The organism is Pseudomonas vanderleydeniana (genome assembly GCF_014268755.2).
GTDB classification, from domain to species: domain Bacteria; phylum Pseudomonadota; class Gammaproteobacteria; order Pseudomonadales; family Pseudomonadaceae; genus Aquipseudomonas; species Aquipseudomonas vanderleydeniana.
Map to the genome: position 1 here is coordinate 6,467,014 of NZ_CP077093.1, position 19,601 is coordinate 6,486,614.

At 65.3% G+C, this 19,601-nt stretch carries 20 protein-coding genes and 1 tRNA gene; 6 read left to right on the top strand and 15 right to left on the bottom strand.

Going from position 1 to position 19,601, the window contains the following annotated elements:
* Positions 1–119: 119 nt before the first annotated feature.
* Positions 120–2,018, top strand: a complete 1,899-nt coding sequence (gene dxs, locus HU752_RS29060) for a 1-deoxy-D-xylulose-5-phosphate synthase (RefSeq protein ID WP_186683094.1) — start codon at positions 120–122, stop codon at positions 2,016–2,018.
* 193 nt (positions 2,019–2,211) lie between these two features.
* Here the strand turns inward: dxs and HU752_RS29065 are convergent, their stop codons facing one another.
* The 11 genes from HU752_RS29065 to nrdR all read right to left on the bottom strand — a co-directional run bounded on the left by HU752_RS29065 (position 2,212) and on the right by nrdR (position 10,091).
* Positions 2,212–2,631, bottom strand: coding sequence for an MFS transporter (locus HU752_RS29065; RefSeq protein WP_186683096.1), 420 nt, complete (start codon positions 2,629–2,631; stop codon positions 2,212–2,214).
* A complete protein-coding gene (ribA, locus tag HU752_RS29070) occupies positions 2,628–3,245 on the bottom strand; it encodes a GTP cyclohydrolase II (RefSeq protein WP_186683098.1) in 618 nt (205 codons plus the stop codon). Before ribA ends, HU752_RS29065 begins: the two co-directional genes overlap by 4 nt.
* 99 nt (positions 3,246–3,344) lie before the next feature.
* The gene (locus tag HU752_RS29075) at positions 3,345–4,115 is read right to left on the bottom strand and encodes a substrate-binding periplasmic protein (RefSeq protein ID WP_186683100.1); all 771 of its coding nucleotides are present in this window, start codon (positions 4,113–4,115) and stop codon (positions 3,345–3,347) included.
* Between the two features lie 10 nt (positions 4,116–4,125).
* On the bottom strand, positions 4,126–4,629 hold the full coding sequence (locus tag HU752_RS29080) for a phosphatidylglycerophosphatase A family protein (protein WP_186683101.1): 504 nt from the start codon (positions 4,627–4,629) through the stop codon (positions 4,126–4,128).
* Complete coding sequence (thiL, locus tag HU752_RS29085) at positions 4,626–5,591, bottom strand: thiamine-phosphate kinase (RefSeq protein ID WP_186683103.1); 966 nt, start codon at positions 5,589–5,591, stop codon at positions 4,626–4,628. Before thiL ends, HU752_RS29080 begins: the two co-directional genes overlap by 4 nt.
* A gap of 18 nt (positions 5,592–5,609) precedes the next feature.
* A complete protein-coding gene (nusB, locus tag HU752_RS29090; RefSeq protein WP_186683105.1) occupies positions 5,610–6,110 on the bottom strand; it encodes a transcription antitermination factor NusB in 501 nt (166 codons plus the stop codon).
* Entirely contained in the window at positions 6,107–6,583 is a 477-nt protein-coding gene (gene ribH / locus HU752_RS29095) for a 6,7-dimethyl-8-ribityllumazine synthase (protein ID WP_017902308.1), read from the bottom strand. The genes nusB and ribH overlap by 4 nt, the downstream gene beginning before the upstream one ends.
* Before the next feature lie 91 nt (positions 6,584–6,674).
* Complete coding sequence (ribBA, locus tag HU752_RS29100; protein WP_186683107.1) at positions 6,675–7,766, bottom strand: bifunctional 3,4-dihydroxy-2-butanone-4-phosphate synthase/GTP cyclohydrolase II; 1,092 nt, start codon at positions 7,764–7,766, stop codon at positions 6,675–6,677.
* A 16-nt stretch (positions 7,767–7,782) separates the two neighbouring features.
* Positions 7,783–8,445 carry a riboflavin synthase gene (locus HU752_RS29105; RefSeq protein WP_054061163.1) on the bottom strand — a complete coding sequence of 221 codons (663 nt, stop codon included), beginning with the start codon at positions 8,443–8,445 and terminating at the stop codon, positions 7,783–7,785.
* 45 nt (positions 8,446–8,490) lie between these two features.
* A complete protein-coding gene (gene ribD, locus HU752_RS29110) occupies positions 8,491–9,630 on the bottom strand; it encodes a bifunctional diaminohydroxyphosphoribosylaminopyrimidine deaminase/5-amino-6-(5-phosphoribosylamino)uracil reductase RibD (RefSeq protein ID WP_186683109.1) in 1,140 nt (379 codons plus the stop codon).
* Positions 9,627–10,091, bottom strand: a complete 465-nt coding sequence (gene nrdR / locus HU752_RS29115; protein WP_026144921.1) for a transcriptional regulator NrdR — start codon at positions 10,089–10,091, stop codon at positions 9,627–9,629. Before nrdR ends, ribD begins: the two co-directional genes overlap by 4 nt.
* A gap of 140 nt (positions 10,092–10,231) precedes the next feature.
* Here nrdR and HU752_RS29120 point away from each other — a divergent pair, with 140 nt between their 5' ends.
* The 3 genes from HU752_RS29120 to trxA all read left to right on the top strand — a co-directional run bounded on the left by HU752_RS29120 (position 10,232) and on the right by trxA (position 12,306).
* Positions 10,232–10,687 carry a YbaY family lipoprotein gene (locus HU752_RS29120; RefSeq protein ID WP_186683111.1) on the top strand — a complete coding sequence of 152 codons (456 nt, stop codon included), beginning with the start codon at positions 10,232–10,234 and terminating at the stop codon, positions 10,685–10,687.
* A complete protein-coding gene (locus HU752_RS29125; RefSeq protein ID WP_186683113.1) occupies positions 10,684–11,340 on the top strand; it encodes a class I SAM-dependent methyltransferase in 657 nt (218 codons plus the stop codon). Before HU752_RS29120 ends, HU752_RS29125 begins: the two co-directional genes overlap by 4 nt.
* Before the next feature lie 93 nt (positions 11,341–11,433).
* Positions 11,434–12,306: a thioredoxin gene (trxA, locus tag HU752_RS29130; RefSeq protein WP_186683115.1), complete on the top strand. Its 873-nt coding sequence runs from the start codon at positions 11,434–11,436 to the stop codon at positions 12,304–12,306.
* An 82-nt stretch (positions 12,307–12,388) separates the two neighbouring features.
* Here trxA and HU752_RS29135 read toward each other — a convergent pair whose 3' ends face one another.
* Positions 12,389–13,201: an XRE family transcriptional regulator gene (locus HU752_RS29135; RefSeq protein ID WP_186683117.1), complete on the bottom strand. Its 813-nt coding sequence runs from the start codon at positions 13,199–13,201 to the stop codon at positions 12,389–12,391.
* Positions 13,202–13,380: 179 nt separating this feature from the next.
* Between HU752_RS29135 and HU752_RS29140 the strand changes: the two genes are divergently transcribed.
* Positions 13,381–14,823 carry an alanine/glycine:cation symporter family protein gene (locus HU752_RS29140; RefSeq protein ID WP_186683119.1) on the top strand — a complete coding sequence of 481 codons (1,443 nt, stop codon included), beginning with the start codon at positions 13,381–13,383 and terminating at the stop codon, positions 14,821–14,823.
* A gap of 75 nt (positions 14,824–14,898) precedes the next feature.
* Positions 14,899–15,888 (top strand): asparaginase, encoded by a 990-nt coding sequence (locus HU752_RS29145; protein WP_186683121.1) that lies wholly within the window; start codon positions 14,899–14,901, stop codon positions 15,886–15,888.
* A gap of 177 nt (positions 15,889–16,065) precedes the next feature.
* On the opposite strand, the gene HU752_RS29150 is transcribed toward HU752_RS29145, so the two are convergent.
* From HU752_RS29150 to selA, 3 genes are all read right to left on the bottom strand, one after another.
* A tRNA-Sec gene (locus HU752_RS29150) sits at positions 16,066–16,161 on the bottom strand.
* A gap of 8 nt (positions 16,162–16,169) precedes the next feature.
* Positions 16,170–18,092 carry a selenocysteine-specific translation elongation factor gene (gene selB, locus HU752_RS29155; RefSeq protein ID WP_186683122.1) on the bottom strand — a complete coding sequence of 641 codons (1,923 nt, stop codon included), beginning with the start codon at positions 18,090–18,092 and terminating at the stop codon, positions 16,170–16,172.
* On the bottom strand, positions 18,089–19,516 hold the full coding sequence (gene selA / locus HU752_RS29160; RefSeq protein WP_186683125.1) for an L-seryl-tRNA(Sec) selenium transferase: 1,428 nt from the start codon (positions 19,514–19,516) through the stop codon (positions 18,089–18,091). The genes selB and selA overlap by 4 nt, the downstream gene beginning before the upstream one ends.
* Positions 19,517–19,601 lie beyond the last annotated feature (85 nt).

Below are 19,601 nucleotides of genomic sequence, written 5' to 3' on the forward strand. Positions count from 1 at the left end.
ACGCTGGCCTTTCACACAATCGAAAGGCCAGCATCCGACCCGCTGATGCGACATCGCGTGGGCAGCGTGCGCTCCATAAGGTAAACTGCCGCGTCTTCATACCTATAACGATTCGCCTGATGCCCACGACGTTCCATGAGATTCCCCGCAAGCGCCCGACCACGCCCCTGCTGGACCGTGCCGACACGCCGGCCGGCCTGCGCCGGTTAGGTGAAGCCGAGCTGGAAACCCTGGCCGATGAACTGCGCCAGGAGTTGCTCTATTCGGTCGGCCAGACCGGCGGACACTTCGGTGCCGGCCTTGGCGTCATCGAGCTGACCATCGCGCTGCACTACGTCTTCGATACCCCGGATGACCGGCTGGTATGGGACGTGGGGCACCAGGCCTATCCGCACAAGATCCTCACCGGTCGTCGCGAGCGCATGCTCAGCCTGCGCCAGAAGGACGGCCTGGCCGCCTTCCCGCGCCGCTCGGAGAGCGAGTACGACACCTTTGGCGTCGGTCACTCCAGCACCTCGATCAGTGCCGCCCTGGGCATGGCCATCGCCGCTCGACTGCAGAACAGCGACCGCAAGGCGATCGCGGTGATCGGCGACGGCGCGCTGACCGCGGGCATGGCGTTCGAGGCGTTGAACCACGCGCCGGAAGTCGACGCGAACATGCTGGTGATCCTCAACGACAACGACATGTCGATTTCGCGCAACGTCGGCGGGCTGTCGAACTACCTGGCGAAGATTCTCTCCAGCCGCACCTACGCGAGCATGCGCGAAGGCAGCAAGAAGGTGCTGTCGCGCCTGCCCGGCGCCTGGGAAATCGCTCGCCGCACCGAAGAATACGCCAAGGGCATGCTGGTCCCCGGCACCCTGTTCGAAGAGCTGGGCTGGAACTACATCGGCCCGATCGATGGCCACGACCTGCCAACCCTGATCGCCACCCTGCGCAACATGCGCGACCTCAAGGGGCCGCAGTTCCTGCATGTGGTGACCAAGAAGGGCAAGGGCTTCGCCCCGGCGGAAGTCGACCCGATCGGCTACCACGCGATCACCAAGCTCGAACCACTGGACGCTCCCGCCGCCGCGCCGAAGAAGCCCAGCGGACCGAAGTACTCCGCGGTGTTCGGCGAATGGCTGTGCGACATGGCCGCTGCCGACCCACGCCTGGTCGGCATCACCCCGGCGATGAAGGAAGGCTCCGACCTGGTGGCCTTCAGCGAGCGCTTCCCGCTGCGCTACTTCGACGTGGCGATTGCCGAGCAGCACGCGGTGACCTTCGCCGCCGGCATGGCCTGCGAAGGCGCCAAGCCAGTGGTGGCGATCTACTCGACCTTCCTGCAGCGTGGCTATGACCAACTGGTGCATGACGTGGCCGTGCAGAACCTCGACGTGCTGTTCGCCATCGACCGCGCCGGCCTGGTCGGCGAAGACGGTCCGACCCACGCTGGCAGCTTCGACCTGTCGTACCTGCGCTGCATCCCCGGCATGCTGGTGATGACACCGAGCGACGAGAACGAACTGCGCAAGATGCTCAGCACCGGCCACCTGTACAACGGCCCGGCAGCGGTGCGCTACCCACGCGGCAGCGGCCCGAACGCAACCATCGAGAAGAACCTTGAGCCGATCGAGATCGGCAAGGGCGTGGTCCGCCGTCAGGGCAGCCAGGTCGCCCTGCTGGTGTTCGGCGTACAACTGGCGGAGGCGCTGGTGGTGGCCGAGAAGCTGGATGCGACCGTGGTCGACATGCGCTTCGTCAAGCCGCTGGATGAGGCCCTGGTCCGCGAGATTGCCGGCAACCACGAGTTGCTGGTGACCATCGAGGAAAACGCCATCATGGGCGGCGCCGGGGCGGCGGTCAGCGAATTCCTGGCGCAGGACAACCTGCTCAAGCCGATCCTGCATCTGGGCTTGCCGGATGCCTACGTCGAGCATGCGAAGCCGGCACAGATGCTGGCCGAGTGCGGTTTGGACGTGGCGGGGATCGAGGCGTCCGTCACCGAGCGGATGAAGCGGCTCGGCCTGTAAGACTATCCGGAACAGCCTGGGCATCGCGGTTGCCTGGGCTGGCCAGTTCGCGGATAAATCCCGCTCCCACGGTACCGTGCTGAACACAAATCCTGTGATCGACGCAAACTGTGGGAGCAGGATTTATCCGCGAAGCAGGCACCGCACTCCAAGGCGCTGCCCCTTCGCTGCGCCCTACCGCGTCAGCGGCTCATCAGCCGAGTTGCCGTGGAATGCGGTAAAGGTAGAACAACAACGCGGTGGACAGGACCAACAGGATCAGCGGCACCGCTTCCAGGCCGACGAACACCGCCAGGGTGCCGATCCAGGTCGGCAGCGCCGCGATCACCAGCGCCTTGCGCCGGACATTCGCCAGCGCGATCCACGCCGCCGGTTCCTGTGGCGTATCCAGGGCTTTTTCAGTGGCAATCAGCGCGTGCTTGTAGCCACCAAAGAACCGCAGGGTGAGGAACATCGAGGCGATGCCGGCAATGAACAATGGCATCGCCAGGACCGGCAGCACCGGCTCGGTCTGGCCGAACGCCCAACTGGCAACGAACAGCGGCAGGACCGTCAGCAGTAACTGCTTGTACCAGCCAACCGCCAATCGACGCTTCACCTGGCCACGGGTCACGCCGGGTCGGCCTCGTTCTGGTGCTCGTTGCCCATCATGTGGCCGAGCTTGCCGGCCTTGGTCGCCAGATAGAGCTTGTTGTGCGGGTTGTGCCCGGTGTGCAGCGGCACACGCTCGGCCACGGTGATGCCCATGTCGGTCAGCGCCTTGACCTTGCGCGGATTGTTGGTCATCAGCCGCAGGGACTGGATGCCCAGGTGCTCGAGCATCGGCCGGCAGATTGCGTAGTCACGCAGGTCGGCGGCAAAACCGAGGCGCTCGTTGGCCTCGACGGTATCGGCGCCACCATCCTGCAGTTCGTAGGCACGGATCTTGTTCATCAGGCCGATGCCCCGGCCCTCCTGGCGCAGATACAACAGGACACCACGCCCTTCGCGGGCGATCGCCTGCAGGGCGGCTTCCAGCTGCGAACCACAGTCGCAACGCTGGCTGAACAAGGCATCGCCGGTCAGGCATTCGGAGTGCACACGGCCAAGTACCGGTGCACCATCGGCCACATCCCCGAGCGTCAGCACGACATGTTCACGACCGGTCGCCTCTTCGAGAAAACCGTTCATGGTGAAAGTCGCGAAAGGGGTAGGCAATTTGGAGGCAGCGACAAAAACGACAGGCACCCTGTGCTCCTGATCAGTATGAAGGCTGGAAATTCGCGGTTGCGACATTGTAACAGGAGGTTCCTACAGACGCTTAGGCCGATTTATCCATGATAACTATCAATCAGTTTGATCGGTCAGCACCGGATACTTTCCGCTTTCGAACGGATAGGGTTGCTTCCAGTGCTCGAAAATCCTGCGCAGCCGGCCGCTCTTGACCAGCTCGCCCATGCGCTGGTCATACAGTGCCAGCAACATCCGCCCCCGCTCGTTGTCGGCGAACCCCAGGTAGAGGGGCAACTCCGCCAGATGGGTGCTGCGAAATACCTTGGGGTCCTCGGCCTGGCCAAGGACATACTCGACCTCGCTCAGGGCATCGATGTAGAAGTCGACCCGGCCATGCTGCAGCATCGACAGAATGCCATCGCGGCGCTGGATTTCGTTGAAGTCGCGCACGTTGGGCAGGTACTTCTGGTACTTGTAGCCACGCACCCAGGCCAGGCGAAAGTCGCCCAGGTTAGCCTGATCGGGAACAGGTTTGCTGGCCAGGCCCAGGGAATAGATATGATCGGTATCGAAGTTCCAGCGCGGGTACAGGACGCCGCCGATCTCCCGACTGTAGGAGCCGACCCAGGCATCCGCCTCGCCGCGCTGCACCAGGCCTACCGAACGGACATACGGTTCGCTGCGAATCTCGACCTTGACCCCGTGCGGCTCGAACACCTCACGCAGTACGTCCCAGGCGAGCCCGCTGCCATCGGCATTGGTGTAGTCGAGCCATTCCTCGCTGACCAGACGGACCTGCGCCGGCAGGCCGACGGCTTCCCCGCCCCTGACCAAGGGGCTGAGCAACAGCAGCAGGAGCAAGCCCCACACACGACAACCGGACATACCCAATCCCTCAGGCGAAGAGATGCACCAGCCCCTGCATCGCCAGCCAGGCGAATACGCCGGCCAGCACGTCGTCGAGCATGATGCCCACGCCGCCATGCACATGCCGGTCGATCCAGCGGATCGGCCAGGGCTTGAGGATGTCGAAGAACCGGAACATCAGGAAGCCCGCCAGCAGCCAGTACCAGCCCTGCGGCACCAGCCACAGGGTGATCCACATGCCGACCATCTCGTCCCAGACGATGCCTTCGTGGTCATGCACGCGCAGGTCGTCGGCGACCTTGCCGCACAGCCAGAAGCCGAACAGCATGGTGATGCCGAGCATCAGCCAGTAGCCCCAGTCCGGCAACATCTGCCATAACGGGATAAAGGGTAGCGCAACCAGCGACCCCCAGGTGCCCGGAGCCTTGGGCAGGGTTCCGGAGCCGAAGCCGAACGCCAGGAAATGCCAGGGATTGCGCCACACCGACGGCGGCACGAACTCGGCGGGAACCTGTTTGGGATGATCTGTCACGGCGTCTCCGGAAAATGTTGATAACCGCGGATGCGCGGCGTGATGTCCTGCCCGTCGGCGGCCAGCAGGGCAACGCCCTGCCCGGCCTCCACCCGCCCGACCACCCGTACCGAGTCATGGGCGAGCAGCAGCGCGGGCAACTCGGCCGGTGGCAGGGTGAACGCCAGGACGTAGTCGTCACCGCCACTGAGCGCCGCGTCCCGGGCTGATGCCAGACCAAGGAAACCCAGCAATGCAGGGGACAACGGCAGCTTTTCACGTTCGACCAGCAAACGCACGTCGGATGCCGCGGCGATATGTCCGCAATCGGCCAAAAGACCATCGGAAATATCCAGCGCCGCACTGGCCTTGCCACGCAGGGCCTGGCCCAGGGCGAACTGTGGTCGCGGCGACCAGTAGTGGGCCAGCAACGGTTCGGCCAGTGCCGGCTCGGCAGTACGCTGCCCCAGAACCAGTGGCAAGGCCCCGGCAGCGTTGCCCAACTCCCCCCCCACGCACAACAGGTCACCCACTTGCGCACCACGGCGGGTCAGCGCCTGCCCAACGGGCACGCGACCGAACACCGTCAGCGTCAGGCTCAGCGGACCGCGAGTGGTATCACCGCCGACCAGGCGCAAGGCACAGTGCCGGGCCATCTGGTCCAGCCCGCGGGCGAACGCCTGCAGCCAGTCGGCATCGTTATGCGGCAGGGTGAGGGCCAGGGTAAAGGCAACGGGCGTCGCGCCCATGGCGGCCAGGTCGCTGGCAGCCACGGCCAGCGCACGCTGTCCGAGCAGGAACGGCTCGCAGGGATCGGCGAAATGCACACCGGCCACCAGGGTATCGGTGGAAATCGCCAACTGTTCACCGGAGGGAACATCGAGCAGGGCACAGTCGTCGCCAATACCCAGGGCAACGCCTTCGCCGGCCTGCGCACAAGGCGCGGCGGCAAAGAAATTGCGGATCAGCTCGAACTCACCCATGGGAGGAGCAAGCGCCGGTCAGCGCTTGAACGCCTTCACTTCGGCTTCGCGCAGATTCGGTGCCAGCTTGTCGAGTACACCGTTGACGAACTTGTGACCGTCGGTCGAACCGTAGATCTTCGCCAGCTCGATACCTTCGTTGATCACCACGCGGTATGGCACGTCGACGCGCTTGAGCAGTTCCCAGGTCGACAGGCGCAGCACCGACAGCTCGACCGGGTCGAGTTCTTCGATCTCGATGTCCAGGCACGGCTTGAGCGCGTTGTCGATCTCGTTCTTGAACTGCGGCACCCCGTGGAGGATCTCCCGGAAGTACGCACCGTCGACATCGGTGAAATCGTTGTCGACACGGAACTGTGCTTCGATTTCATTCAGCGATTGCTTGGCCATGTGCCATTGATAGAGCGCCTGGGTCGCGAGCTGGCGGGCTTCGCGACGCTTGGCACTCTTGGACGGCTTGCCGGCGCCTTCAGGGCGTGGCTCGCGCGGGTTGAAACGATCGCTGTCGTCGTTAATCACTTGGCCTCCAACTGCGCCAGCAGGCTGACCATTTCCAGGGCGGACAGGGCGGCTTCGGCACCTTTGTTACCGGCCTTGGTGCCGGAACGCTCGATGGCCTGTTCGATGGAGTCGACGGTCAGCACGCCAAAGGCAACCGGTACGCCGAATTCCATGGACACCTGGGCCAGGCCCTTGGTGCACTCACCCGCCACGTATTCGAAGTGCGGAGTACCGCCACGAATGACCGCACCCAGGGCGATGATCGCCGCGTATTCGCTACGCTGGGCGACTTTCTGCACCACCAGCGGGATCTCGAACGCACCTGGCGCACGGATGATGGTGATGTCGCTTTCGCTCACGCCGTGGCGAACCAGGGCGTCAACGGCGCCGCTGACCAGGCTTTCGACGACGAAGCTGTTGAAACGGCCGACCACCAGGGCATAGCGGCCTTTGGGGGCGATGAAGGTACCTTCGATGGTCTTCAGGGTCATTCGACAATTCTCTTAAAGAGCCGGGACGCGTCTGATACGCGCCCCTCAGGGATATTTGTACCGCGAATCAAGGTCGGGCGCAGCCGGCCTTTTATTCGGAGGGCACGTATTCTACTACTTCCAGGTCGAAACCGGATATCGCGTTGAACTTCATCGGCGCACTCATCAGGCGCATTTTACGCACGCCCAGGTCACGCAGGATCTGCGAACCGGCGCCGACGATGCTGTAGGTGGTCTGTTTCTTCACCGGCGCATGCTCGACCGTCTCGCGGATATGCGCCAGCAGCACGTCGCCATCCAGCGGGTGGCCGAGCAACAGCACCACACCACTGCCGGCCTCGGCCACTGCGGCCATCGCCGCGCGCAGGCTCCAGCGTCCGGGTTGCTTGACCATCAACAGGTCGCGCAGCGGGTCCATGTTGTGCACGCGGACCAGGGTCGGCTCCTCGGCGCAGACCTTGCCCAGGGTGAGGGCCATGTGCACGTCGCCTTCCACCGAATCACGATAGGTCACCAGGGTGAACTGGCCCAGTTCGCTATCCAGCGGCTGCTCGGCAATCCGCTGAACGGTACTCTCGTGGATCATCCGGTAGTGGATCAGGTCGGCGATGGTGCCGATCTTGATGTTGTGCTCGGCGGCGAAGGTTTCCAGTTCGGCACGACGGGACATGGTGCCGTCGTCGTTCATCACTTCGCAGATCACTCCGCTCGGTTCGAAACCGGCCATGCGCGCCAGGTCGCAGGCGGCCTCGGTGTGGCCGGCACGGGCGAGGGTTCCGCCAGGCTGGGCCATCAGCGGGAAGATGTGGCCGGGGCTGACGATGTCTTCAGCCTTGGCATCCCTGGCCGCGGCCGCCTGCACGGTGCGTGCGCGGTCGGCGGCGGAGATGCCGGTGGTCACGCCTTCGGTGGCCTCGATCGACACGGTGAACTTGGTGCCGAAACCGGAACCGTTGCGTGGTGCCATCAGCGGCAGCTTGAGCAGCTCGCAGCGCTCGCGGCTCATCGGCATGCAGATCAGGCCACGGGCGTACTTGGCCATGAAGTTGATGTGTTCGGCCTTGCAGCACTCGGCGGCCATGATCAGGTCGCCTTCGTTCTCGCGGTCTTCGTCATCCATGAGGATGACCATCTTGCCCTGGCGAATGTCTTCGACCAGTTCTTCAATCGTGTTGAGCGCCACGCGGCACCCCCTTGCGTCAGGATTTGAGGTAGCCGTTGGCGGCCAGGAAACTTTCGGTGATGCCACCGCTGGTGGGTTCCGCGGCCTTCTCGCCCAGCAACAGGCGCTCCAGGTAGCGGGCCAGCAGGTCGACCTCGAGGTTGACCCGACGACCGGGGCGGTAGTCGGCCATGATGGTCTCGACCAGGGTATGCGGGACGATGGTCAGTTCGAACTCGGCGCCGTGCACCGCGTTGACCGTCAGGCTGGTGCCATCGACGGTGATCGAACCCTTGTGGGCGATGTACTTGGCCAGCTCCTTGGGTGCACGCACACGGAACTGGATGGCCCGGGCGTTTTCCTCGCGGGCCACGATCTCGCCGACGCCGTCGACGTGACCGCTGACCAGGTGACCGCCCAGGCGGGTGGTCGGCGTCAGGGCCTTTTCCAGGTTGACCCGGCTGCCGGCCTTGAGGTCGTTGAAGGCGGTGCAGTCCAGCGTCTCACGGCTGACGTCGGCCCAGAACCCGTCGCCCGGGAGCTCGACGGCGGTCAGGCAGACGCCGTTGACCGCGATGCTGTCGCCGAGCTTGACGTCGCCCAGGTCGAGCTTGCCGGTTTCTACATAGACGCGTACGTCGCCGCCTTTCGGGCTCAGCGCGCGGATGCTGCCGATGGATTCGATGATGCCGGTAAACATGAAGTACTCCTCGAAGACGAGCCAGTGCCAGGCACTGGCCGCGAATTATACGCCGGGTGCCGGGTCAGGTATTGCGGTGACTCGCCAGTCATCGCCGACCGCGCGCATTTCAGTGATTTTCAGCCGGGGCGCCTCGCTCATTCGCTCCAGGGGCCAGTCCAGCAGGGGCCGCGCCGTGGAGCCAAGGAACTTGCCGGCGACGAAGATCTGGTACTCGTCCACCAGTCCCAGGCGGGCGAAGGCACCAGCCAGGCGTGGGCCGGCCTCGACCAGCAGGTCGTTGACGCCACGGGCCGCCAGTTGCTCGAGCAGGCCCGCCAGGTCGACCCGGCCGTCGTTGCCGGGCAGGCTCAGGACTTCGTGGCCAGCGGCCTGGTAGTCGGCGCTGATCGTCGTCGCGCACGTCACCACCAGTGCCGGGCCGGCCTGGAAAAAGGCCGCGTCCAGCGGCACCCGCAGGCGGCCGTCGATCAGCACCCGCAGCGGCGGCCGGCTTTCGGCCAGGGCCGTCAGCTCGGGGTCCAGGCCCAGCTCGGCGGCACGCACGGTCAGGCGAGCGCTGTCGGCCAGCACCGTGTCGGCGCCGGTGAGCACCACGCTGGATTCGGCGCGCAGGCGCTGCACCGCGGAACGGGCGGCCGGACCGGTGATCCATTGGCTCTCGCCACTGGCCATCGCGGTGCGGCCGTCCAGGCTCATCGCCAGCTTGACCCGCACGAAGGGCAGGCCCTGCTCCATGCGCTTGAGGAACCCACGGTTGATCGCCCGTGCCTCGCCTTCGAGCACGCCGCTGTGCACGGCGATCCCTGCATCGGACAGGCGCTTGAGGCCGTTTCCTGCGACTTGTGGATTAGGGTCCTGCATGGCGGCGACCACCCGACCGACGCCGGCCTTGACCAGCGCCTCGGCACAGGGCGGCGTGCGTCCGAAGTGGCTGCACGGTTCCAGGGTCACGTAGGCCGTCGCGCCACGGGCCAGCTCGCCGGCTTCGCGCAGGGCATGGACCTCGGCATGGGGCTCACCGGCCCGGACGTGCCAGCCCTCGCCGACCACCACGCCATCGCGCACGATGACGCAGCCGACCCGCGGATTCGGGTGGGTCGAGTAACGGCCCTTGCGCGCCAACTCCAGGGCACGGGCCATGTAGTGGGCGTCGAGAACCGCCTGTTCGGCTGGAAGGCTCATTCCTTGGCAGGCTCCCGGGCAAGACGATCGATTTCCTCGCGGAACTCGTCGAGGTCCTGGAAACGGCGATAGACCGAGGCGAAACGGATGTAGGCGACCTCATCGAGTTTCTGCAACTCGGTCATCACCATCTCGCCGACGACCAGCGACTTGACCTCGCGCTCACCGGTAGCGCGCAGCTTGTGCTTGATATGCGCCAGCGCGGCTTCCAGGCGCTCGACACTCACCGGGCGCTTTTCCAGGGCCCGCTGCATGCCGGCACGCAGTTTTTCTTCGTCGAAGGGCTGGCGGCTGCCGTCCTGCTTGATCAGGCGTGGCAGAACCAGTTCGGCGGTTTCGAAGGTGGTGAAACGCTCACCGCAAGCCACGCATTCGCGCCGGCGGCGCACCTGCTCGCCCTCGGCGACCAGACGCGAGTCGATGACTTTGGTGTCGTTGGCACCGCAGAAGGGACAGTGCATGGTGGCAGGCAACAAAAAATGGGGAGGGCCATGGTAGCGCATCTCCGTGGCAAGACAAGCCATAGGGTTTGCGGTATACAGTCGGCGGACTAACGTTAAGCCACCAGAACCGTCGATTTTCGCCTCAGTTGGAGCTGTAGATGTCAGTACGACCGCTTGTTTTGCTCAGCCTCACCGGCCTGCTGCTCGCGTGCAGCAGCGCACCCAAGCCCGTGCCGACGCCACCGCCCCAGCAACAGGTGAAAAAGCCGCTGAGTGAATATGAAGCACTCGGCCCGCTACCCGCGTACCAGCGCGAACTGAGCGGCACCCTGCAGGGCGTACCGGCCAATGCCGAGGTCGAGCTTGCCCTGCTGGTGATCGACGAGCGCGGCCGGCCGCAGCAACTGCTCGCCAGCAGCAGGATCAACGGTACCGGCCAGGTGTTGCCGTTCCGCCTGCGTTTCAACCCCGACGTGTTCCCGGCGACAGGTCGCGTCGAGTTACGCGGGCGCGCCAGCCAATCGGGGCAATTGATCCTGCACCTGCCCTCGGTGACGGTGAGCCAACCGACCACCCAGGCCATGGGCCAGCTGCAATTCGTCAGCGCGCCATGAAGGTTCCGCTCGACCTGCAGCGGGCACTGGCTGCGCTGCTGGGCGATGCGCGACTGACAGCCAGCGCGCTGCCCGGGACCGACCTCAGGCTGTGGCTGATCGACGCCGAGAACATGGACCGCGAGTTCACCCCGGAAGAAACCCGGCGCATCCTGCACGAGCCGCCCTATTGGTGCTTCTGCTGGGCCAGCGGCCTGGCCATGGCGCGCTACCTGGCCGAGCGCCCCGAGTGGGTGGCCGGCAAGCGCGTGCTGGATTTCGGTGCCGGCTCCGGCATCGCGGCGATTGCCGCGACGCGAGCCGGGGCACGCGAAGTGGTGGCCTGCGACCTCGATCCGCTGGCGTTGGCAGCCTGCCGGGCGAATGCCGCACTCAATGGCGTGGAGTTGAGTTACAGCGAAGACTTCTTCGCCGAGAGCGACCGCTTCGACCTGATCCTGGTCGCCGATGTGCTGTACGACCGGGAAAACCTGCCGCTGCTCGATCAGTTCCTCAGCCGCGGCCGTGAGGCGCTGGTGGCCGATTCACGGGTACGCGATTTCCGTCATCCGTTGTACCGGCGCCTGGAGATGCTCCAGGCGCTGACCCTGCCGGACCTGATGGAGCCGGAGGAGTTTCGCCAGGTCAGCCTCTACCACGCCAGCCGCCCCTGAGCCCAGCCACGGGGGAGATGGCTGCATGCCCCGCTTCCGGCCAACCCGCCCAAGCCTTATAGTTGCGCGATACCCCGCTCTTCGAGACTCCCGATGACCCAGGACACGCCCTACATCTTCGACGCCACCGCCCTGAACTTCGACCAGGCGGTGATCCAGAACTCTTTCCACAAGCCAGTACTGGTGGACTTCTGGGCGGAATGGTGCGCGCCCTGCAAGGCGTTGATGCCAATGCTGCAACAGATCGCCGAGAGCTATCAGGGCGAGCTGCTGCTGGCCAAGGTCGACTGCGATGCCGAGCAAGACATCGTCGCCCGCTTCGGTATCCGCAGCCTGCCCACCGTGGTGCTGTTCAAGGACGGCCAGCCGGTCGACGGTTTCGCTGGCGCCCAGCCGGAGTCGGCGGTGCGCGCCATGCTTGAACCCCACGTGCAGATGCCGGCGCCCGCTGCGGCCGATCCACTGGAACAGGCCCAGGCTCTGTTCAGCGAAGGCCGCGTCGCCGAAGCCGAGGCTATCCTCGTCGCCCTGCTGGGCGAAGACAATACCAACGCCAAGGCGCTGATCCTGTTCGCACGCTGCCTCGCCGAGCGCGGTGAGTTGGGCGAGGCCCAGACCGTGCTCGATACGGTCAAGGGCGATGAACACAAGGCCGCCCTGGCGGGCGCCAAGGCTCAACTGACCTTCCTGCGCCAGGCCGCCGACCTGCCGGATGCCGCCGACCTCAAGGCTCGCCTGGCGCAGGATCCGAAGGACGACGAAGCGACCTACCAGTTGGCGATCCAGCAACTGGCCCGCCAGCAGTACGAGGCCGCGCTGGATGCCCTGCTCAAGCTGTTCAGTCGCAACCGTGGCTACGGTGAAGGGTTGCCGCACAAGACCCTGCTGCAGGTGTTCGACCTGCTGGGCAACGATCACCCGCTGGTCACCACCTACCGGCGCAAGCTGTTCGCAGCGCTCTACTGAGGCGCTGGACAGGGTTTGCCGGCCTCTTCGCGGGCAAGCCCTGCGCCTACAGGATTGAGTGGCTCACAGGCATTGCAGCGCATCACTCGATCTCGAACAGGCCATTGCCCACCGAACCGGCACTCAGGCGCTCGCGCACATCGTCATCGATACGCGGATCATCCGGACGGTACAGCTTGATCTGCCGGTAGGCATTGATGCGGTTGATCTCCTCGCCAAGGAACTCCCAGACCACCCGGGTGCACGCCGGATTGCGCCGGTCGCCGCTGGAAACCCCGGTCTTGAGCCCATTGAGGCGGGTGATGCGACTCTTGAAACTGGGGATGAGGATCGTCTGGCTCATCTCGTTGAGCGTCAGCGACTCGTAGTCGATCAGGAACACCCGGTCCTGCAACTGGAAGGCCGCCCCCAGATAACGACAACGCACCTCGGCATGCCCGTCGTTGACGGTGCTGCGCTCCTGCCGCTCCTGGCGCTCGAACAGGAAACTGCCGCGCTCCTCGCGCAGATGCACCAGCGACACCAGGATCGAGCCGGGAACCGACATGCAGTTGGAATACTCGAAGTAGTAACCGCAGTAACGCGACAGATTGCCCGACTCCCGGTGCAGCGGCTTGAACAGCTCGCTGATCGGGTCGTTCAACTGCTCGCTGCGCATCGCCGGGTTGCGCGCGCCGATCAGGCGGGCGAACTGCTCCGGCGGCAGGCCCAGTTCGTAATCCTCCACGCCGAAGAAATCGCCGATGCGCTTGAGGTTGTAGTTCGTCGGATGGCTTTGCCCGCTCAGGTATTTGTTGAACTGCGCGCGATTGATCGACAGCTGCCGGCAAACCTCTGAAATAGAGCGGTAGTGGCTACAGGCCAACTTGAGATTGACGGCGAAATGGTCGCTCATGAGCAAGAACCTGGATGGTGCGAGTGATGCCAGTCTAGCATCAAGTCGCACCAAAGCAGAGCAACCCGCGAAATTGTAACCACTCCTGTCATGACCAACCATGCGCCCCAACGGATAGCGGTGCGCCTGCCGCCTGCTCGTCTTTTCATGCAAAGAATAAGAATCGAGGTCATTCTCCAATGCTAGATGCACTCAACGATTTCCTCTCGGGGAAACTGCTCATCGTGCTGATCGTCGGTCTCGGCAGCTACTTCACGATCCGCTCGCGGTTCGTCCAGTTCCGCCATTTCGGCCACATGTTCGGTGTGTTCAAGGAGTCCCTCCGCGGCCAGGCAGGCCAACTCAGCTCGTTCCAGGCCCTGATGCTCAGCCTCGCCGGCCGCGTCGGCGCCGGTAACATCGCCGGTGTCGGTATCGCCGTGACCCTCGGTGGTCCGGGCGCCGTCTTCTGGATGTGGGTGACCGCCCTGGTCGGCATGTCCAGCAGCTTCTTCGAATGTACCCTGGCCCAGGTCTACAAGCGCGCCGATGGCGATGGTCTGTACCGTGGCGGTCCGGCCTACTACATCCAGCACGGCCTGAAGCTGAAGAGCATGGCGGTGGTGTTCTCCATCCTGCTGCTGGTCACCTACGGCTTCGCCTTCAACGGCCTGCAGTCGTACACCGTCACCCACTCCCTGCAGAACGCCTTCGGCTTCGCTCCGGAGCACACCGGTATCGCCCTGGCCGTCCTGCTGGCCATCGTGTTCCTGGGTGGCATCAAGCGTATCGCCGCCGTGTCCGACCTGCTGGTTCCGGTCAAGACCCTGGCCTACATCGGCGTGACCCTGTACGTGATCGGCACCCAGATCGAACACGTGCCGGCCATGCTGGAAACCATCTTCAAGAGCGCCTTCGGCCTCGACCCAGCCTTCGGCGGCCTGCTCGGCAGCGCCATCATCATGGGCGTGAAGCGTGGCGTGTTCGCCAACGAAGCCGGCCTGGGCAGCGCGCCGAACGTGGCCGCCGTAGCCGCCGTGAAACACCCGGGCGCCCAGGGCGTGGTCCAGGCGTTCAGCGTGTTCCTCGACACCTTCGTCATCTGCACCTGCACCGCGCTGCTGATCCTGCTGTCGGGCTTCTACACCCCGGGCTTCGAAGGGGATGGTATCGTCCTGACCCAGAACTCCCTGGCTGCCGTAGTGGGTGACTGGGGCCGTCTGTTCGTCAGCGTCGCGCTGTCGCTGTTCGTCTTCACCTGCATCCTCTACAACTACTACCTGGGCGAAAACAGCCTGCAGTTCCTCAGCCGCAACCGTGCCGTGCTGATGACCTACCGCGCGCTGGTACTGGCCCTGGTGGTGTGGGGTTCGACCCAGAACCTGTCGACCGTATTCGCCTTCGCCGACATCACCATGACCTGCCTGGCGTTCGTCAACCTGATCGCCCTGGCCCTGCTGTTCAAGATCGGCCTGCGCGTGATGCGCGACTACGACGAACAGCGTCGTGCCGGCGTCAACCAGCCAGTGTTCGACTCCAGCAAGTTCAAGGACCTGGATCTGGACCGTGCCGCCTGGCCTGCCAATCCACAAGCTGAAACAGCCACTGACAACGCCGCCGCCCAAGCGCAGCCGCAACGCTGATATTCTCCTTGTCTCAGCCGCCCCGTCCGCGGGCGGCTGTCTCTTTCTCTCTCCAAATCGCTACGGAATGCTCCCATGGGTGCAGTCAAGAATCTTCTCGTCCTCTATACCGGGGGCACCATCGGCATGCTGCAGACCGCCGAAGGCCTGGCGCCGGCCGGTGGCTTCGAGGCACGCATGCGCGAACACCTCGCCGGGTGTGCCGACGCCCCGCAGTTGCCCTGGTCGCTGCGTGAACTCAACCCGCTGATCGACAGCGCCAACATGCAACAGGCCAACTGGCTGGCGATGCGCGATGCCATCGTCGAGGCTGTCGAACAGCAGGGCCATGACGCCGTGCTGGTGCTGCACGGTACCGATACCCTGGCCTACAGCGCCGCTGCCCTGTCGTTCCTGCTGCTCGGCCTGCCGGTACCGGTGCTGCTGACCGGCTCGATGCTGCCGGCCGGTGCGCCGGACAGCGACGCCTGGGACAACCTGATCGGTGCCCTGAAGCAGTTCGAGCACGGCCTGCCAAGCGGCGTGCAACTGTTCTTCCACGGCCAGTTGCTGCATGGCTGCCGTGCCTCGAAACTGCGCAGCGAGGCGTTCGACGCCTTCACCGCGCCAGCCCGTCATCGCGAAGGCGAACCGGCGACGGCGATCCCGGACCGGCTGGATTACCGTCAGCCGCGGGTACCGGTCAACCTGGCCGTGCTGCCAGTGTTCCCCGGCTTGCAGGCATCGCACCTGCACGGTCTGTTCGACAGTGACATCCAGGGCCTGGTGCTGGAGTGCTACGGCAGTGGTACCGGCCCGTCCGATGACCAGGCGCTGCTCGATGTGCTGCGCGATGCCCGCCAGCGTGGCGTGATGATCGTTGCCATCAGCCAGTGCCCGGAAGGTTCGGTGGTGTTCGACACCTACGCCGCCGGCAGCCGCCTGCGCGATACCGGCCTGGTCAGCGGCGGTGGCATGACTCGCGAAGCGGCGCTGGGCAAGTTGTTCGCGTTGCTGGGGGCGGGACTGGATGTCGAAGCGGCGCAACAGTGGTTCGCCCTGGATCTGTGCGGGGAGCGTGCATAAGCGTCGCTCTCGGGGCCCCCTTCGCGGATAAACCGGGGCGCCGGACCGCCGGCTCCCACAATGATCATGCTGAACGCAAACCCTGTGTACACCGAAAACTCTGTGGGAACAGGATTCACCGATGCGTCGGACCGCCGCGAAAGGGTTCTAAAGGCCTGCACAGGATTCAGGGGAAGTTGGCGGAAGGCAGCGGGAGTCGAACCTGCCCGGGAACGGCTGCCGTCCCCAACCGGGTTTGAAGCCCGGCCGCGCCACCGGGCGCGATTGCCTTCCCTGGATTTTCAGTGCCTGGCCTGCTGCTGGGCCAGGGCACTGTCAACACGGATATGACGCTGATCGGCGACCCTGCGGGTCAGACCGATCCGGTCGAAGTACTCCAGTATCTGCACACTGCGTTTGCGACCGATGCCCAACATATCGCGAAACGCCGCCACCTGCACTATCGGCGATGCCGCAGCCTGCTGCAACAGCAGCTCGGCCATGCGTTGCAACGTCACCTGCGGGTAGAACAGGTCACGTACCACCTGGTGCAACAGGCCCAGTCGGGCGAGCTTGCGCAACAGCAGGCGGACTTCGCCCTCCTCCCGTTTTTCCTCGCCGGCCAGGGTCCTGACCCACGGCGGATCGAACCCGCCCGCCAGCAAGCGTGGCTGCAGGCGCTGCCACAGCGACTCGTCGGCCTCGCTCAGTTGCACCTCGTGATCCGGCAGGTGCAGCCACGGGCCGCTGCTGCTGATCGCGCCCTCGGCCAGCAACTCATCCAGCAGGCAGACAAAGGCCGGACGCTCCAGTGGCAAGGCGCAGAAACGGCGCAGCCGATCGCGGTCGGGGCCAAGCTGGTCGGGCTCCTGCTGGTGAAACTGCGCCAGCCGCGCCAGCAACTGGTTCCTGAGCGCCTGCCACTGCGGCCGGGCGAACAGCAACTGGCCCTGGCGGGTGGCGAGCACCTGGACATGCTCGGGCAGTTGCCAGCTCTCACGCAGACGATTGAACTGCCGCTCCAGGCGTTGCGGGTCGAGTCCGCCCGGCGCAGTGTCGAGCAGGGCCTGCAAGGCCTGTTCGAGCGTGCTGGCCTCGCACAGCACCTGCAACTGGCGCAGGCGCGCCTCGCTGCGACGCTGCCGGCTGGGCGCAAACGGATCGAGCACGCGTCCGCCACCCAGGGTGCGCTGGGCGCGCTGATCGCGCAGGACCAGACGATCACCGTGCACCGCCTGCAACGGTGCGTTGAGCAGCAACTGGGCGAACATGCGCTGGCCGGCCAGGAGCTTTTCGCCTTCGAGCAAGGCGACCCGGGCGGTGACGTCCTGGGTACCGAGATGCACATGCACGGCACTGAAGTGTTCAAAGGTACGGGTTTCACCGGGTAACAGATGAAGCTCGATGTCGACTCGCGAACTCGGTGCATGCAGCCACGACGGCAACAGCCAGTCACCCCGGTGCACCTGCTCCACCGCCAGGCGGTCGGCGCTGATGTTCAGCGCCACCCGTTGTCCGGCAACAGCCTGCGACGCGGCCTGGTTCTGCGCATGCAGGCCCCGCACCCGCACCACCTTGCCGGCCGCGCCCAGCAGCAGGTTGTCGCCCACCTCGACCTGCCCGGCCAGGGCCGTGCCGGTGACGACGATACCGGCCCCCGAAACCGAAAACGCCCGGTCGACCGCCAGGCGAAAACCGCCCTGGACACTACGTTGGCGCACGCGCCCCTGGGCCTCGCGCAAGGCTTGGCGCAGCGGCTCGATCCCCTGCCCGGAGAGACTCGACAGCGGAAAGAGCGCCGCCGACGCATAAGGCCCCGGCGCCAGCAGCTCGGTCACTTGCGCCTGAACTTCAGCCAGCCGTGCCGGCTCGACCCGGTCACTCTTGCTGATCGCCACCAGCGCCTGGGGTATGCCCAGCAATTCGATGATCGCCAGATGTTCACGGGTCTGCGGCATGACCCCGTCGTCAGCCGCCACCACCAACAGTACCAGGTCGATACCGTGGGCACCGGCCAGCATGTTGTGGATAAACCGCTCGTGCCCCGGCACATCGATAAAACCGGTCAGCCCGTCCCCGTCACCCAGGGCCGCGTAGCGGTAACCGAGATCGATGGTCATGCCCCGCGCACGCTCCTCCTGGCGCTGGTCGCCGGCCTGGCCGGTCAGCGCCTGGAGCAGTGCGGTCTTGCCGTGGTCGATATGTCCGGCTGTGCCGACGATCACTGCACCGGCCCCAATTGCAGTGCCGGCAGTTGCGCCAGCCACTGGGCTTCATCATCCAACTGGCGCAGGTCGAGCCACAACGCATCATCGTCGATACGCCCCAATACCGGCACCGGCAGATTGCGCAGGGCCCGCTCCAGGACGTGCAGGCTGCGCCCGCGCAGTTTCTTCGATACCTGCGGGCGTAGACACAGCGCCGCACTGGGCAGACGCGCGACCGGTTGGCTGCCACTGCCGATCATGCCCAGGGCCGTTTCGACGCTGACCGTCCACTGCGGCCCAAGGCGCGCTGCCAGCCCGGGAGCCAGGCGCTCGGCCTGGGCGGCGATCTCGGCCTCGGGCCGGGTCAGCAAGCGCAGGCTCGGCAGGCGCTCGGCCAGGCGATCCGGGTTGCGGTAGAGCGCCAGTACCGCTTCCAGCGCCGCCAGGGTGATCTTGTCCACTCGCAGGGCACGCTTGAGCGGGTTCTTCTTGATCTTCGCGATCAGTTCCTTGCGCCCGACGATGATCCCGGCCTGGGGCCCGCCGAGCAGCTTGTCGCCGCTGAAGGTGACGATATCAGCCCCGTCGGCCAGCGCCTGGCGCACGGTCGGCTCGGCCGGCAGACCCCAGCGGGTCAGGTCGAGCAGGCTGCCGCTGCCCAGGTCCTCCAGCAATGGCAAGCCATGCTCATGGGCGATACGCGCCAGTTCGGCAGTCGCGACCTGGGTGGTGAAGCCCTGGATGCTGTAGTTGCTGCAATGCACACGCATCAACAGGCCGGTACGCGGGTTGATCGCACCTTCATAGTCGCGGGCATGGGTACGGTTGGTGGTGCCGATCTCGTGCAGGCGTACGCCAGCGCGGGCCATGATGTCGGGGATACGGAAGGCGCCACCGATCTCGATCAGCTCGCCACGGGAGATGATGCCTTCCTTGCGCGCGCCCAGGCTGTTCAGCGCCAGCAGCACGGCCGCGGCATTGTTGTTGACCACGGTGACCGCTTCGGCACCGGTCAGCTCGCGGATCAGCCCTTCGATCAGATCATCGCGGTCGCCACGTTTGCCGGTGTTCAGGTCAAACTCGAGGTTGAGCGGGTAGCGCGCAGCGGTCTGCATGGCCTCGATGGCCTCTTCCGGCAGCAGCGCCCGGCCCAGGTTGGTGTGCAGCACCGTGCCGGTAAGGTTGAACACCCGGCGGACCTGGCTGCGCTGCTGGATCGCCAGGCGTTCGCCGGCGCGGCCGAGCAGGACTTCGGCAGCCAGTTCCGCGGGACTCAATTGGCCCTGGCGGGTGGGCTCGCGCAGGTCGTCGAGCAATTGGCGCAGGGTGGCCAGGACAGACTCGCGGCCGTGACGATCGAGCAGCGGCTGGCAGGTGGGGTGGCGCAGCAGGGTGTCGATGGAGGGCAGGCGTGGGGTAGCGCTGGCGGGACTCGCGGGCATTCGGGCAACCTTCAATTCATTCGGTGTCGGGACGGGCCCATTCGTGGGCAAGCCGCGCTCCTGCAAGGGGGGAGTCGTTCACCTA

Excerpts from the sequence above, each read along its gene's own strand:
- dxs (WP_186683094.1), top strand. The coding sequence starts at position 120 with ATGCCCACGACGTTCCATGAGATTCCCCGCAAGCGCCCGACCACGCCC.
- HU752_RS29075 (WP_186683100.1), bottom strand. The coding sequence starts at position 4,115 with ATGTCCGGTTGTCGTGTGTGGGGCTTGCTCCTGCTGCTGTTGCTCAGC.
- thiL (WP_186683103.1), bottom strand. The coding sequence starts at position 5,591 with ATGGGTGAGTTCGAGCTGATCCGCAATTTCTTTGCCGCCGCGCCTTGT.
- ribH (WP_017902308.1), bottom strand. The coding sequence starts at position 6,583 with ATGACCCTGAAGACCATCGAAGGTACCTTCATCGCCCCCAAAGGCCGC.
- HU752_RS29105 (WP_054061163.1), bottom strand. The coding sequence starts at position 8,445 with ATGTTTACCGGCATCATCGAATCCATCGGCAGCATCCGCGCGCTGAGC.
- ribD (WP_186683109.1), bottom strand. The coding sequence starts at position 9,630 with ATGAGCCTTCCAGCCGAACAGGCGGTTCTCGACGCCCACTACATGGCC.
- nrdR (WP_026144921.1), bottom strand. The coding sequence starts at position 10,091 with ATGCACTGTCCCTTCTGCGGTGCCAACGACACCAAAGTCATCGACTCG.
- HU752_RS29120 (WP_186683111.1), top strand. The coding sequence starts at position 10,232 with ATGTCAGTACGACCGCTTGTTTTGCTCAGCCTCACCGGCCTGCTGCTC.
- HU752_RS29125 (WP_186683113.1), top strand. The coding sequence starts at position 10,684 with ATGAAGGTTCCGCTCGACCTGCAGCGGGCACTGGCTGCGCTGCTGGGC.
- trxA (WP_186683115.1), top strand. The coding sequence starts at position 11,434 with ATGACCCAGGACACGCCCTACATCTTCGACGCCACCGCCCTGAACTTC.
- HU752_RS29135 (WP_186683117.1), bottom strand. The coding sequence starts at position 13,201 with ATGAGCGACCATTTCGCCGTCAATCTCAAGTTGGCCTGTAGCCACTAC.
- HU752_RS29140 (WP_186683119.1), top strand. The coding sequence starts at position 13,381 with ATGCTAGATGCACTCAACGATTTCCTCTCGGGGAAACTGCTCATCGTG.
- HU752_RS29145 (WP_186683121.1), top strand. The coding sequence starts at position 14,899 with ATGGGTGCAGTCAAGAATCTTCTCGTCCTCTATACCGGGGGCACCATC.
- selA (WP_186683125.1), bottom strand. The coding sequence starts at position 19,516 with ATGCCCGCGAGTCCCGCCAGCGCTACCCCACGCCTGCCCTCCATCGAC.